At 73.6% G+C, this 14158-nt stretch carries 9 protein-coding genes; 3 read left to right on the top strand and 6 right to left on the bottom strand.

All coding sequences use genetic code 11. The annotated features are described in order from the left end of the window. Nucleotides 1-4: 4 nt before the first annotated feature. The 3 genes from AB0F98_RS14355 to gltB all read right to left on the bottom strand — a co-directional run bounded on the left by AB0F98_RS14355 (nucleotide 5) and on the right by gltB (nucleotide 7931). Nucleotides 5-1534 (bottom strand): MFS transporter, encoded by a 1530-nt coding sequence (locus tag AB0F98_RS14355; RefSeq protein WP_357734135.1) that lies wholly within the window; start codon nucleotides 1532-1534, stop codon nucleotides 5-7. Between the two features lie 189 nt (nucleotides 1535-1723). After that, complete coding sequence (locus AB0F98_RS14350; protein WP_357734132.1) at nucleotides 1724-3232, bottom strand: glutamate synthase subunit beta; 1509 nt, start codon at nucleotides 3230-3232, stop codon at nucleotides 1724-1726. After that, the gene (gltB, locus tag AB0F98_RS14345) at nucleotides 3225-7931 is read right to left on the bottom strand and encodes a glutamate synthase large subunit (RefSeq protein ID WP_357734129.1); all 4707 of its coding nucleotides are present in this window, start codon (nucleotides 7929-7931) and stop codon (nucleotides 3225-3227) included. Before gltB ends, AB0F98_RS14350 begins: the two co-directional genes overlap by 8 nt. 146 nt (nucleotides 7932-8077) lie before the next feature. Here gltB and AB0F98_RS14340 point away from each other — a divergent pair, with 146 nt between their 5' ends. Next, entirely contained in the window at nucleotides 8078-8923 is an 846-nt protein-coding gene (locus AB0F98_RS14340; RefSeq protein ID WP_357734126.1) for a GNAT family N-acetyltransferase, read from the top strand. Between the two features lie 74 nt (nucleotides 8924-8997). On the opposite strand, the gene AB0F98_RS14335 is transcribed toward AB0F98_RS14340, so the two are convergent. Continuing rightward, nucleotides 8998-10185: an NAD(P)/FAD-dependent oxidoreductase gene (locus AB0F98_RS14335; protein ID WP_357734124.1), complete on the bottom strand. Its 1188-nt coding sequence runs from the start codon at nucleotides 10183-10185 to the stop codon at nucleotides 8998-9000. A gap of 17 nt (nucleotides 10186-10202) precedes the next feature. Beyond that, the gene (lgt, locus tag AB0F98_RS14330) at nucleotides 10203-11369 is read right to left on the bottom strand and encodes a prolipoprotein diacylglyceryl transferase (RefSeq protein WP_357734121.1); all 1167 of its coding nucleotides are present in this window, start codon (nucleotides 11367-11369) and stop codon (nucleotides 10203-10205) included. 102 nt (nucleotides 11370-11471) lie between these two features. On the opposite strand from lgt, the gene AB0F98_RS14325 reads away from it, so the two are divergent. Continuing rightward, complete coding sequence (locus tag AB0F98_RS14325; RefSeq protein ID WP_357734118.1) at nucleotides 11472-11972, top strand: NUDIX domain-containing protein; 501 nt, start codon at nucleotides 11472-11474, stop codon at nucleotides 11970-11972. A 151-nt stretch (nucleotides 11973-12123) separates the two neighbouring features. On the opposite strand, the gene AB0F98_RS14320 is transcribed toward AB0F98_RS14325, so the two are convergent. Beyond that, nucleotides 12124-12606 carry an Rrf2 family transcriptional regulator gene (locus AB0F98_RS14320; protein ID WP_357734115.1) on the bottom strand — a complete coding sequence of 161 codons (483 nt, stop codon included), beginning with the start codon at nucleotides 12604-12606 and terminating at the stop codon, nucleotides 12124-12126. Between the two features lie 109 nt (nucleotides 12607-12715). Between AB0F98_RS14320 and AB0F98_RS14315 the strand changes: the two genes are divergently transcribed. After that, nucleotides 12716-14059, top strand: a complete 1344-nt coding sequence (locus AB0F98_RS14315; RefSeq protein ID WP_357734112.1) for an NAD(P)/FAD-dependent oxidoreductase — start codon at nucleotides 12716-12718, stop codon at nucleotides 14057-14059. Nucleotides 14060-14158: the final 99 nt, after the last annotated feature.

The following is a 14158-nucleotide window of genomic DNA, read 5'->3' as shown; positions in this document are numbered from 1 at the left end:
CACCTCAGGAGTCGGGCCCGCCGAGGGCGCCGGCCGGCACGGCGGGCTCCCCGAGCGGCGAGGCCTGGTGCGCCGACGACGGTCGGTGCGGGACGTGCGAAGGCTGCGCGGGCGCCGGTCGACCGGCGGCGGGGCGGGGCGGCACCGGCCGGCGGGTGGAGCCGGCGGCTCCCGCCGGGCGCGGGGCCGGGAAGACCGGTCGCACCGCCCGGGCCAGGGTCGACGCGGGGCGTACGACGCGGGCCGCCGTCCAGGCGACCCGGCGCATCGGACGCCGCACCGCGGGTCCGGCCAGCGCCCCGGCCACCCGACCCCGCATCACCCGACCGTGGAGACCGTCCAGGACCGCACCGGCGGCGAGGGTGCCGACGGCCGCGACGGCGCCGGCCAGCACCAGGGTCTGCCGGGGGCCGGCGTGCTCGGAGAGCCAGCCGAGCAGCGGTGCGCCGACGGCCGAGGAGACCGAGCCGGTGACCGCCAGCGCGGCCAGCACCCGCCCGCGCATCAGGTAGTCGGTGTCGAGTTGGGCCCGGGTACCGACGGTGGTGTCGATGATCACCGCGGCGGCGGCGATCGGCAGGATCACCGCGGCGAAGCTCATGGTGCCCGGCGCGAGCCCGGCGACGATCTGCAACCCGCTCCCGAGCAGACCCGCGCCGACCAGGACGCCGTAGCCCAGGTTGCGGCTTCGCGCGGCGACGAGCGCGCCGAGCACGGTGCCAACGGCGAAGACGGTGGAGAGGAAGCCGTACCCGCCGGCGCCACCGCCCAGCGGTCCGTCGCTCATCGCGGCCATGGTCACCTGGTAGTTGCGGCCGAGGCTGCCGAGCACGAACGACAGGGCGAGCGCGACGAGCACCACCGGCTGGCCGAGCAGATAGCGGAAACCGGCCCGGATGCCGCCGTCCGTACGCCCCGACTCGGGTGCCGGTTCGCCGACATGCCGCTCGCGCTCGCGTACCAGGAACAGGGCCGCCACCACCGCGACGAAGCTCACGGAGTTGATCACGAACAGCAGCGCGGGGCCGACGGCGGCGACCACGACGGCGCCGGCGCTCATGCCGAGAATGCGGCCGGCGGAGTTGGTGAGCGAGCCGAGCGCGAGGGCGTTTCCGAGGCTCTCCCGGTCCACCAGCGTGGAGGACCACCGGCCCATCGCCGGGCCCTCGATCGCCGAGACCGCGCCGGCGGCGAGCGAGATCGCGTAGATCGCAGGCAGCCCGCCGGTCCCGGTCAGGGCGACGAAGGCCAGGCTCGCGGCCAGCGCCGCGTGCGCCCCCTGCGCTCCGATCAGCAGCGGTTTCGCGGGCAGCCGGTCGGCCAGAGCGCCACCCCAGACGCTGAGCAGCAGCGTGGGGATGGCCTGAAGGAGGATGGCGAAGCCCATGGAGGTCGCCGAGCCGGTACGCGCCAGGACGTACCAGTTGACTCCGAGCACCTGCATCCAGGTGCCGATCACCGACACGAACCCGGCGATGGCCCAGATCCGGTAGTTCCGGTGACGCAACGCGGCGAACGTGGCACCAAACGCCACGGCACAACCTCCCGACCAGACAGGGGCATGACAGGGCCGGGACACGCGCGATCGGCCGTCGCCAAGTGTGGCGACGGTTAGCCCGATTTGCCCGTCTTCGTGAGCGGGTTCACGCGACCCGCCCCGGTCCACGATGAACCGGGGCGGTGCCGGGGCCGATGTGGCGGCTGAGGCTTGCGAATCCTTGTGTCAGCGGGCGGCGAGCGGCTGGGCGGCCGGGTCGACCGGGGCCGGCAGCGTCCCGCCGCCACCGAGGTACGCGTGGACGGCCGCGGCCGCCGCCCGCCCCTCGGCGATCGCCCAGACGATCAGCGAGGCACCCCGGTGCATGTCACCGGCGACGAAGACCCCGTCGGCGTCGGTCTGCCAGTCCGGCCGCGCGTCCACGGCGCCCCGTGCGTTGCGGCGCACCCCGAACTGGGCCAGCAGCGGCTGCTCCTCGGTGCCCTCGAAGCCGATCGCCAGCAGCACCAGGTCGGCGGGCAACTCCTGCTCGGTGCCGGGCACCGGGGTGACGATGCGCCGGCCGTCCCGCTTCTCCACGGTGACCTCGGCGACCCGGACGGCCCGTACCTGCCCGGTGCCGTCGTCGACGAACTCCCGGACCGCGACCGCGAAGACCCGCTCGCCACCCTCCTCGTGCGCCGGGTAGCTGCGCAGGATCCACGGCCAGGTCGGCCACGGGTCGCGAGCCTCGTCGCGGGCCAGCGGCGGCTGCGGGTACAGGTCGAGCTGGTGCACGCCGGCCGCGCCCTGCCGGTGGGCCACCCCGAGACAGTCGGCGGCCGTGTCGCCACCTCCGATGATCACGATGTGCTTGCCGGCGGCGTCGATCGGCGTACCGTCGGGCAGCACGGCCTTCGCCGGCAGGCCGTCGCCGGCCGCCGCGACCACCCGGTTCGACGCGACCAGGTGCTCCATGGCCTGGTGTACGCCGCGAAGCCCCCGCCCCGGAGTCTCCGGGACGTCCCGGCCAACCAGCGCGCCGCAGGCCAGGAGCACCGCGTCGTGCCGGTCCCGCAGCTGGTCGGCGGTCACGTCCACCCCGACGTGGACGCCGGTGCGGAACTCGACGCCCTCGGCGGCGAGCTGCGCCAGCCGTCGGTCGATGTGCTGCTTCTCCAGCTTGAAGTCCGGGATGCCGTACCGGAGCAGACCGCCGAGCGCGTCGTCACGCTCGTACACCGTGACGGCGTGCCCGGCGCGCGCGAGCTGCTGCGCGGCGGCGAGCCCCGCGGGGCCGGAGCCGACCACCGCCACCGAGCGGCCGGTGGCCTGCGCCGCCGGTCGTGGCCGCAGCCCGTCCCGGGCCACCGCCGCGTCGGCGATCTCCACCTCGACCTGCTTGATCGTCACCGGGTCGCCCCCGCCGATGCCGAGCACGCAGGCGGCCTCGCACGGCGCCGGGCAGAGCCGGCCGGTGAACTCGGGGAAGTTGTTGGTGGCGTGCAGCGACGCCACCGCGGCGTCCCAGTTGCCGGTACGGACCAGGTCGTTCCAGTCCGGGATGCGGTTGCCCAGCGGGCAGCCGTCGTGGCAGAAGGGAATGCCGCAGTCCATGCACCGGGTGGCCTGCTCGCGGATCAGCTCCTCGCCGGCCGGCGGGTACACCTCGCGCCAGTCGGAGATCCGCACCGGCACCGGCCGGCGGGCCGGCATCCGCCGCGGATAGCGCAGGAAACCGTTCGGGTCAGGCACGAGCCACCTCCTGAGCGGCCGCCCGCGGCGCGGGCGGCACCGGCATGGACGAGGGCGCGGGTTGCGCCGCCGGAGCGGCTGACGCCGCCAGCGCGCTCATCACCGCGTCGTCGACGTCACGGCCGGCGGCTTCGGCGGCCCGCATGATCTCCAGCACCCGGCGGTAGTCCCGGGGTACCACGGCGACGAACTCAGCCACCGCCTCCGGCCAGCGCTTGAGCAGCTCGGCGGCGACCGCCGAGTCGGTCTCGGCGAAGTGCCGCTGCACCAGCTCGTGCAGCCCGGCCTGTTCTTCCTCGCGCAACGGCGTGAGGTCGACCATCTCGGTGTTGACCCGGGTCCGGTCGAGCCGGTGGACGAACGCGGTGCCACCGGACATACCGGCGGCGAAGTTGCGTCCGGTCGGACCGAGCACGACCACCGTCCCGCCGGTCATGTACTCGCAGCCGTGGTCGCCGACACCCTCGACGACGGCCACCGCGCCCGAGTTGCGCACCGCGAAGCGCTCCCCCACCCGGCCGCGCAGGAACAGCTCACCGCCGGTGGCGCCGTACAGGATGGTGTTGCCCGCGACGATCTGGTCCTCGGCCCGCTGTCCGGCCGCGGCGTCCGGGTCGACGAACGGAGCAGCCGGATCGGGACGGACGATGATCCGGCCGCCGGAGAGCCCCTTGCCGACGTAGTCGTTGGCGTCGCCGTTCAGCCGCAGGGTCACCCCACGCGGCAGGAACGCGCCGAAGGACTGCCCGGCGGTGCCGCGCAGCGCGACCTCCACGGTGTCGTCGGGCAGCCCGGCGCCACCACGACGGCGCACCACCTCCCCGCCCAGCATCGCGCCGACGCTGCGGTGGTCGTTGCGGATGGCGAGTTCGACGCGGACCGGTGTGCCGTCCCGCAGTGCCGGCTCGGCGAGCCTGACCAGCTCGTTGTCCAGCGCCCGGTCCAGGCCGTGGTCCTGCGCGCGCACGCCGCGGCGGGCCGCGCCCGCGGGCAGCTCGGGCAGGTGCAGCACCGGCGCGAGGTCGAGCCCCTGCGCCTTCCAGTGCTCGATCGCGGGCACCACGTCGAGCAGCTCGCTGTGGCCGATCGCCTCGTCGATCGAGCGGAAGCCCAGCTCGGCGAGGTAGCCGCGGACCTCCTCGGCGAGGAAGAGGAAGAAGTTCTCCACGAACTCCGGCGTGCCGGTGAACCGCTCCCGCAGCACCGGGTTCTGGGTGGCGATGCCCACCGGGCAGGTGTCCAGGTGGCAGACCCGCATCATCACGCAGCCCGCAACGATCAGCGGGGCGGTGGCGAACCCGAACTCCTCGGCGCCGAGCAGCGCCGCGATCAGCACGTCCCGGCCGGTCTTGAGCTGTCCGTCGACCTGGACGGTGACCCGGTCGCGGAGGTTGTTCAGCAGCAGCGTCTGCTGCGCCTCGGCGAGCCCCAGCTCCCACGGCGTACCGGCGTGCTTCAGCGAGTTCAGCGGTGACGCGCCGGTGCCGCCGTCATGGCCGGAGATCAGGATGACGTCCGCCTTGAGCTTCGCCACCCCCGCCGCCACGGTGCCGACGCCCACCTCGCTGACGAGCTTGACGTGCACCCGGGCGGCCGGGTTGACGCACTTCAGGTCGTGCACCAGCTGGGCGAGGTCCTCGATGGAGTAGATGTCGTGGTGCGGCGGCGGGGAGATCAGGCCGACGCCGGGGGTGGCGTGCCGGGTCCGGGCGATCCACGGCCAGACCTTGTTGCCCGGCAGCTGCCCGCCCTCACCGGGCTTCGCCCCCTGGGCCATCTTGATCTGGAGGTCGTCGGCGTTCACCAGGTACTCGGTGGTCACCCCGAACCGGCCGCTGGCGATCTGCTTCACCGCCGAACGGCGGGCCGGGTCGTGGAGCCGTTCGGCGTCCTCGCCGCCCTCGCCGGTGTTGGACCTGCCGCCGAGGCGGTTCATGGCGATCGCCAGGGTCTCGTGCGCCTCCGCCGAGATCGACCCGTACGACATCGCGCCCGTGGCGAAACGCTTCACGATCTCGGTGGCCGGTTCCACCTCGTCGAGTGGCACGGGTGGGCGCACGTCGGCGCGCAGGGCGAACAGGCCACGCAGTGAACCCGAGTCGGCCGCCAGCGCATCCACCTTGGCGGTGTACCGCTTGAAGATGTCGTACTGGCGGCTGCGGGTCGCGTGCTGCAGCAGGAAGACCGTCTCGGGGTTGAACAGGTGCAGCTCCCCCTCGCGGCGCCACTGGTACTCGCCGCCGACCTCCAGCCGCTCGGAGGCGGGGGCGCCGGCGGCCGGCCAGGCGAGGGCGTGGCGGGCGGCGACCTCGGCGTGGATACCGGCCAGTCCGATGCCGCCGATCTTGCTGGGCGTACCCCGGAAGTAACGTTCGACCAGGCGGGCGTCCAGCCCGACCGCCTCGAAGACCTGCGCGCCGCAGTACGACGAGACCGTCGAGATGCCCATCTTCGACATGATCTTCAGGACGCCCTTGCCGAGCGCCTTGACGTAGTTGCGGACCGCGGTCGCGGGCTCCACCCCGACCAGCGCCCGCGTGGAGATCATGTCCTCCACCGACTCGAAGGCCAGGTACGGGTTGACCGCCGCCGCGCCGTAGCCGATGAGCACCGCCGCGTGGTGCACCTCCCGGCAGTCGCCGGACTCCACGACCAGCGCCACCTGGGTACGGGTCTGCTCCCGGACGAGGTGCTGGTGCACCGCCGCGGTCAGCAGCAGCGACGGGATCGGGGCCAGGTCGGCGTTGGAGTCGCGGTCGGACAGGACGAGGATCCGTACGCCGTCCTCGATCGCCTCGGAGACGTGCCGGCAGATCTCGGTCAGCCGCGCCTTGATCCCGGCCGCGCCCTCGCGGATGCGATAGAGCCCGGAGACCCGGACGGCCTTGAAGCCGGGCAGATCGCCGTCCTCGTCGATGGAGAGGATCTTCGCCAGCTCGTCGTTGTCGATCACCGGGTACGGCAGCACGATCTGCCGGCAGCTCGCCGGGCCCGGGTCGAGCAGGTTCCCCTCCGGCCCGATCCGGGAGCTGAGGCTGGTCACCAGCTCCTCCCGGATGGCGTCCAGCGGCGGGTTGGTGACCTGCGCGAAGAGCTGGTGGAAGTAGTCGTAGAGCAGCCGCGGCCGGGTGGACAGCGGCGCGATCGGAGTGTCCGTGCCCATCGATCCGATCGGCTCGGCCCCGGTACGCGCCATCGGGGCGAGCAGGATCTTCAGCTCCTCCTCGGTGTAGCCGAAGGTCTGCTGGCGGCGGCGCACCGAGTCGTGGGTGTAGACGATGTGCTCGCGGGCCGGCAGGTCGGTCAGCTCGATGAGCCCGGCGTGCAGCCACTCGCCGTACGGCCGCGCGGCGGCCAGCTCGGCCTTGATCTCGTCGTCGTGCACGATCCGCCCGGCGGCGGTGTCGACGAGGAACATCTTGCCGGGCTGGAGCCGTCCCTTCGCGACCACCCGGGCCGGGTCGAGGTCGAGCACGCCCGCCTCGCTGCCGAGCACCACGAGCCCGTCGTCGGTGCGCCACCAGCGCCCCGGACGCAGCCCGTTGCGGTCCAGCACCGCGCCGACGATCTCGCCGTCGGTGAAGGCGACCGAGGCAGGCCCGTCCCACGGTTCCATCAGGCTGGCGTGGAAGCGGTAGAACTCGCGCTTGTCCGGGCGCATGCCCGGGTCGTTCTCCCACGCCTCGGGGATCATCATCAGCACCGCGTGCGGCAGGCTCCGCCCCGCGAGGTGCAGCAGCTCGAGGACCTCGTCGAAGTTCGCCGAGTCCGAGGCGCCCGGAGTGCAGACCGGGAAGATCCGCCGGATGTTGCCGGGCAGGTCCGGGCTGCGCAGCAGGGCCTCACGCGCCTGCATCCAGTTCCGGTTGCCGCGGATGGTGTTGATCTCGCCGTTGTGGGCGATGAACCGATACGGGTGCGCCAGCGGCCAGGACGGGAACGTGTTGGTGGAGAACCGGGAGTGCACGAGCGCGATCGCGCTCGCCAGCCGCTCGTCGGTCAGCTCGGGATAGAACGCCGGCAGCTGGTCGGGAGTGAGCATGCCCTTCCAGACCATCGTGCGCGCCGACAGCGACGGGAAGTACGCCGGCACGCCCCGCTCGGCGGTCTCCCGCTCGGCCTGCTTGCGCAGGCAGAACGCCACCCGGTCCAGCTCGACGCCGTGCAACGGCGAGCCGGCCGGCCCGGCCGGTGCGTCGGTGAGCCGACGGGCGGCCAGGAAGAGCTGCCGGACCCGGGGCATCGCGGCGAGGGCCGTCTCGCCGAGCCCGCTCGGGTCCACCGGCACATCCCGCCAGCCGAGCACCTCGGCGCCTTCGACCAGGGCGTACTTCTCGACGACGCGACGGGCGAGGGCTTCGGCCGCGTCGTTGTCGGGCAGGAAGACCAGGCCCGTGGCGTAGTCGCCGGCCGGCGGCAGCGGGAAGTCCACCACGGCACGCAGGAACGCGTCCGGCACCTGGATCATGATGCCCGCGCCGTCGCCGGTGTTCGGCTCGGCGCCGCGCGCGCCCCGGTGATCGAGCCGGCACAACGCGGCGAGACCGTTCGCGACCACCGTGTGCGAGCGCCGCCCGTGCAGGTCGGCCACGAAGGCCACGCCGCAGGCGTCGTGCTCGAACGCGGGGTCGTACAGCCCGGCCGTGGGTCGCCCGGGGCCATGGGTCGGGACCGGCTGCTGCGGGTACGGAAGGGCCACCGGGCCTCCTGTCGTCACTCAGGATGGATCATGGTGGGGACGACGTCGGCCCGCGTGGGTCTATTGAGTCTACGTTAGGGCGCGACGCGCAAGGGCAGTCCAGATTGATCACACCTTCCAGAGTCTGGGACAGGTAGTCTCGCGCGGTGGATCCTGCGCACAAGGGCCTCTTCGACCGGCTCGAACACTTCTACGACTCGGTGCCCCGCGACGCGGCTCGTGTCGAGGAGCACGGCGCTCTGGTGCTCTTCGTCCGCGACGGAGCCGGATTCCCGTTCTACGCCCGCCCCCGGTTGGGCACGCCCACCCCACCCTCGCTGGCCGACGTCAACACGGTCCGGGAACGGCAGCGGGAACTGGGCCTGCCCGAGGCGTTCGAGTGGGTGCACGAGACCACGCCGGAGTTCCTGCCGGTGGCCCGCTCGGCAGGGTTGTCCGTGCTGGAGGCGCCCCTGATGGTGCTCGACCCGCAGGCGCTGCCCGACCCGGCGACGCTCGGCGACGTACCGGTGCGGGTGCTCGAACCGGACGCGCCCGACTTCGCCGCCGCCGTGGCCGCCCGGCGGGCCGTCGCCGCCGTGGCGTTCGCCTACGGCGGTACGGCCCGGGGAGAGGCCGGACCGGCCCAGCGGGACGCGGCCCTCACCGAACTGGAGAACACCGCGCTGGATGAGGAGCGCGCCCGCATCGCGGACGGCCGGCGACTCACCGTGCTGGCCGGCACCCCCGCCGAGGGGACGCTCGCCAGCGGGATCGCCATGCGGGTGGACGGCGTCGCCGAGATCGCCGGGGTGGGCGTCCTGCCCGCCGCCCGTCGTCGTGGGCTCGGCGCGGCGGTCACCGCGGCGCTCGCTCGCGAACTGCTCGCGGCCGGCACCGACGTGGTGTTCCTCTCCGCGGGCAGCGAGGAGATCGCCCGGGTCTACCTACGCGTCGGTTTCCGCCGCGTAGGTACCGCCTGCATAGCCGAGCCCGCCGCGCTGATCTCCTGACCCGACCCCGCCCGCGACGCCGGGGGCACCGGTCGGCTCAGCCGGGACCGGACCAGTCGGCCAAGCCGGGTCGGTCAGGTCGGGGGACGCCACTGCGCCGCGGTGGCGGCGGCGGTGTTGATCAGCCGTGGCGTGAGCGTGCCCAGCGCCGCGTCCCGGGCGCGCAGCGCCAGCCGGCCCCGGGCCTGGAGCACCGCCGACATCCGGCGGGTCTGCCGGACCATACCGGCCGCGCGGGGCCGGCGCACCCGGTCGTACGCGGCGACGGCGTCCGGCAACGTCGACTCCCGCAGCAACCCGGCGAGGGTGGCCGCGTCCTCGAACGCGAGGCAGGCGCCCTGCCCGAGGTGCGGCGGCATGGCGTGCGCGGCGTCACCGAGGAGCACCACGCCACCCGGGCCGACCGGGAAGCCGTACGCGCGCGGCAGCGGACGCAGCTCGCGGATCTCCTGCTGGACGAGATCGGCCGGGTCGGTGGCCTCGAGCAGTTCCCCGATCGGGGCGGGCCAGCCGGCGTACCAGCGGCGCAGCAGCGCGAGCTGGGTCTCCGGCGGCTCGGGGCGAGCCGCGCCGGCCGCAGTGGCGACCCAGTAGATGCCACCCCGGGTGGAACCGCCCGACGACCCCCGGTCGCCGAGCGAGGCGGAGATGAAGCGGTAGCCCGCGCCGAGCACCTCGCCGCCGACCCGCTGACCGGTGGGCAGCTGGGGCGCCCGGTACCAGGGGATGACCGCGCGCCACGCGGCCGAGCCGGAACTGACCACCTTCGCGGCGGGTGCGAGCCGCTGACGGATCTGGCTGTCGGCACCGTCGGCGGCCACCACCAGGTCGGCCTCGAAGGTCTGCCGGCCGTCCCCCACCGCCGGCCGCTCCCCCGCGTCGGCGCGTACGGTCCGCACGGTCACGCCGGTACGCAGCTCGACCCGGTCGCCGAGCCCCGCGATCAGGGCGTCGTGCAGGTCCTCGCGGTGCACCACGACCGGCATCCGATCGGCCGGCAGGGCCTGCGGCTGTACCAGCCAGTGCCCGTCGGGGCGACGGATACCGCCGTCGGGCAGCGGGGTGGCGATCGCATCGAGCCCCGCGCCGAGACCGAGCGCCAGCAGCGCGCGCACCCCGTTGGGCCAGAGCACCACCGCGGTCGGCTCGGGGCGTACCCGGTCGGACCGCTCCAGCAGGGTGACCTGCCAGCCGGATCGGGCCAGCGCGCCGGCGACCGACAGGCCGCCGATGCCGGCGCCGACCACCACCGCGCTACGCATGGTGTCGCTCTCCTCCGTCAGCTCTCGCGGTCGGCCGGACCGGGGCCGTTCGCGCCGGCCCGGTCGTCCTCGCGGGGCGACTCGGCGTCGTCGCGGCGCGGCTCTTCGTCGGCGGTGGCCCGGGTCGCGTCGGCCTGGTCGCCGGCCTCGGGTTCGGCGGGGACTGCGCCGGTCTCCTGGTAGGCCCGGAACTGTTCCTCGGTGACCACGCGGTAGCCGTCGGGCGCGGCGGGGCGTGGCCCGGCCTCGCGGGCCGAGAGGTCGACCTGGGAGACGTCGGACCCGGTCGGCGCGGCGGGGACGGCGGGGACGGCGGTGGCGTTCAGCGGGATCATGTACTCGCGGGGACCGCGTACCCGCACGAAGTAGATCAGCGCCCCGAGGAAGACCAGCCCCGCGGTCCAGACGTTGAGCCGGACGCCGAGGATGGTGTTCGCCTCGTCGGTGCGCATCATCTCGATCCAGAACCGGCCGGCGGTGTAGCCCATCACGTAGAGCGCGAAAGCCCGGCCCCGGCCGAGGCGGAGCTTACGGTCGAGCAGGAACACGAGCGCCGCGACGCCGATGTTCCAGATCGCCTCGTAGGCGAACGTCGGGTGGAAGAGGCCCGGTTCGAGGATCGGCTGACCGATGTCGTCTCGCAGCGCGTGCCCGGGATTGTCCGGGTCCATCCGGTGGACCTCCAGGCCCCACGGCAGGGTGGTGGGGCCACCGAACAGCTCGTTGTTGAACCAGTTGCCGAACCGGCCGATCGCCTGCGCGAGGGGCAGGCCCGGCGCGAGGGCGTCGGCCACCACCGCCAGCGGGATGCCCAACTGCCGCGCGGCGATCCACGCGCCGATCGCGCCACCGGCCACGGCGCCCCAGATGCCCAGGCCGCCCTCCCAGATGGCGAACGCCTTCATCGGGTCGCCACCGGCGCCGAAGTACTTCTCGGGCGAGGTGATCACGTGGTAGATCCGGGCGCCGATGATCCCGGCCGGAACGGCCCAGACCGCGATGTCCAGCACCGCACCCGGTGCCACCCCACGCCGGCGCAACCGGTACTCGGTCACCAGGCAGGCCACCAGGATGCCGACGATGATGCAGAGCGCGTATGCCCGCACCGGCAGTGGCCCGAGCTGCCAGACGGCGGTCGTCGGGCTGGGCAGGGCAGCCTGGGGGGACAACGAGGCGAGGGTCACGGTTGCACACGGTACCGCTGTGAGGCCCCGCAGTGGCACCCCGGGCGGAGCGTCGGGTCGTCGCGATGACTTCTGGTTTGCGTCGCCGTAGGCTCTTTGTCCATGAGTCGGCTCACCTGGGCGGTGGCCGCGGTCGTCACCGACGACACCGGCCGGGTGCTGCTCTGCCGGCAGGGCCGCGGCGAGCGCCCGCACGCGCTGCCCGGGGGACGGCTGCACCGGGCGGAGAGCCCGCTGCCCGCGACTCTCCGGGACGTCCGCATCGAGACCGGCTGGGAGATCGAGGTGGTCGATCTGGTCGGCCTCTACCAGCTGAGCGACCCTGCGCCGCCCGGGCGAGCCGGGCCGCCACCGGACGTCCTGGTGCACGTGTTCCGGGCCCGGACGCAGGGTTCTGGACCGGCGGCCCAGCCGGCGGGAGGTTGCCTGATCTCCTGGCACGAGCCCGCGGCGTTGCCGGAGACACTCACACCGACCACCCGCGCGGCGCTCACGGACGCGCTCGCCGGCCGCTCCGGGGTGCTGCGCGCCACCCCCGTCCCGCTCCGCGCCCCCAACCAACGCGCCCAGCGACCACCGACAGAACCTGCCCCACACCCCTGACCGCCCCTCACCGCTCCGCCCGGACGTCGCCGCCCCGCCCCGAGACGTCGCGCAAATTCGCGGAAGGAATGCCCATTCCGGCGCGGACAGGCACTCTTTGCGTGCACGAGGGCGCTCGGACGGGGTCGGGGTGGCGCGACGGGGTGGGGTGTCAGGGCAGCGGGGCGCGCAGCCAGTCGCCGATCCGGGGCAGCGCGTCGGCGTCGTGCTCCTCGCCCACCGCGGTGCGCAGGTCGGCGATCGACACCTCCCGGAGCGCGGCGCGCCAGGCACGGTCGGCCGCGGTCATGGTGCGGGCGATCACGCAGGGTGTGGTGCAGGCGTCGGGCGACGCGGCCAGCGGACCCCGCTGCCGGATCTCCGTGCAGACGAACGTCGGCCGGGGCCCCTCGATCGCCTCGACCACGTCCAGGACCGTGATCTCCGCCGGCGGACGCGTCAACACGTACCCGCCGGACTTGCCCTGCACGGAATGCATCAGCCCCGCACGGGAAAGGGCCTGAAGCTGCTTGGCGAGGTACGTCGCCGAGACCCCGTGCAGCTCCGCCAGCCGGGCCGCGGGCACCGGGCCGTCCGCCGCGGTGAGCGCCACGCAGCAGTGCAACGCCGATTCGACTCCGCCGGACAGTCTCACGCTCCGAGCGTAACGACGGCGGTTGATTCGGACAATATCTATCCGAGTATTATTCGGATAGGAGTAATCCGAGTTTGCCGGCGGTACGTCCGGCGGAGGGGAACACCCCGTGAACAACACGCGGAAGATACTGATCGTCGGTGGCGGCTACGCCGGCTTCTACACCGCCTGGAAACTCGAGCGGAAGCTCCGCCCGGGCGAGGCCGACATCACCCTCGTCGACCCCCGCCCGTACATGACGTACCAGCCGTTCCTGCCGGAGGTCGTGGCCGGCTCGATCGAGGCGCGGCACGCCGCCGTGTCGTTGCGGCGGCACCTGCGCCGCACCCACGTCGTCGCCGGGACGGTGACCGCGATCGACCACGAACACCGGGTGGTCACCGTTCAGCCCACCATCGGAGACAGCTTCGAGCGGAGCTACGACCTGATCGTCGTGACCGCCGGCGCCGTCACCCGGAAGTTCCCCGTGCCCGGCATCGCCGAGCAGGCGATCGGCCTCAAGCACGTCGAAGAGGCGGTCGCCATCCGGGACCGGCTGCTCACGGCGTTCGACCAGGCCGCCGCCCTCCCGCCCGGGCCGCAGCGCCAGCGGCTGCTCACCGTCACCTTCGTCGGCGGCGGCTTCTCCGGGGTCGAGGGCTTCGGTGAGCTGCTGTCCCTGGCGACCGCGCTGCTGAAGCGGTACCCCGAGCTGGATCGTGAAGAGCTCCGCTTCCACCTCGTCGAGGCCTCCGGCCGCATCCTCCCCGAGGTCACCGACAAGCCGGGACGTTGGGTGGTGCGCTCGTTGGAGAAGCGCGGCGCGAAGGTCCACCTGAACACCCAGGTGACCTCCGCGGTCGGCGGGCACGTGGTGCTCTCCACCGGCGAGGAGTTCGACTCGGAACTGATCGTGTGGACCGCCGGCAACGGCGCCAACCCGGTCATCAGCCGGCACACCGACCTCCCGATCGACGGACGCGGCCTGGTCGTCGTCCGGCCCGACCTGCGGGTCGGCACCGACGACGAACCCGTGCCCGACGCCTGGGCCGCCGGCGACGACGCGGCGGTACCCGACCTCGCCTCGCCCGTTCCGGGTGCACGCACCGTGCCCAACGCGCAGCACGCCTACCGCCAGGGCAAGCTTCTCGCCCGCAACATCGCGGCCAGTCTGCACGGCAAGAAGCCGAAGAAGTACCTGCACCACAGCCTGGGCTCGATCGCGACCCTCGGTCTCGGCCGCGGCATCTTCCAGTACCGGGGCATCGTCATCACCGGCCTGCCGGCGTGGCTCATGCACCGGGGCTACCACGTGCTGGCCGTGCCCAGCTGGGAGCGTAAGTCCCGGGTCCTCGCGATCTGGCTGACCGCGGCGCTGTTCGGCCGCGACATCCTGTCGCTCGCCTCGGTGCAACGCCCCCGGGACGCGTTCGTGTCCGGTGGCGATCCGGCCGCCCACGCGGGCCGGGAATGACAAGGGCCGGTCGGGCTGGCGTCGTCCGCACCGGACCGGAAGACCCTGCGCGCCCGCCGGGCGCGCAGGGTCCGCGTGGCATCGTGGCGTCGCGGCGGC

This window comes from Micromonospora sp. NPDC023737 (assembly GCF_040639715.1).
GTDB lineage: Bacteria > Actinomycetota > Actinomycetes > Mycobacteriales > Micromonosporaceae > Micromonospora.
The sequence above is the reverse complement of the archived record's forward strand: the minus strand, read 5'-3'. Positions and strand labels throughout refer to the sequence as shown.

Bases quoted from the DNA above. Each gene is read 5' to 3' on its own strand.
- AB0F98_RS14335 (WP_357734124.1), bottom strand. From the start codon at position 10,185: ATGCGTAGCGCGGTGGTGGTCGGCGCCGGCATCGGCGGCCTGTCGGTC.
- AB0F98_RS14325 (WP_357734118.1), top strand. From the start codon at position 11,472: ATGAGTCGGCTCACCTGGGCGGTGGCCGCGGTCGTCACCGACGACACC.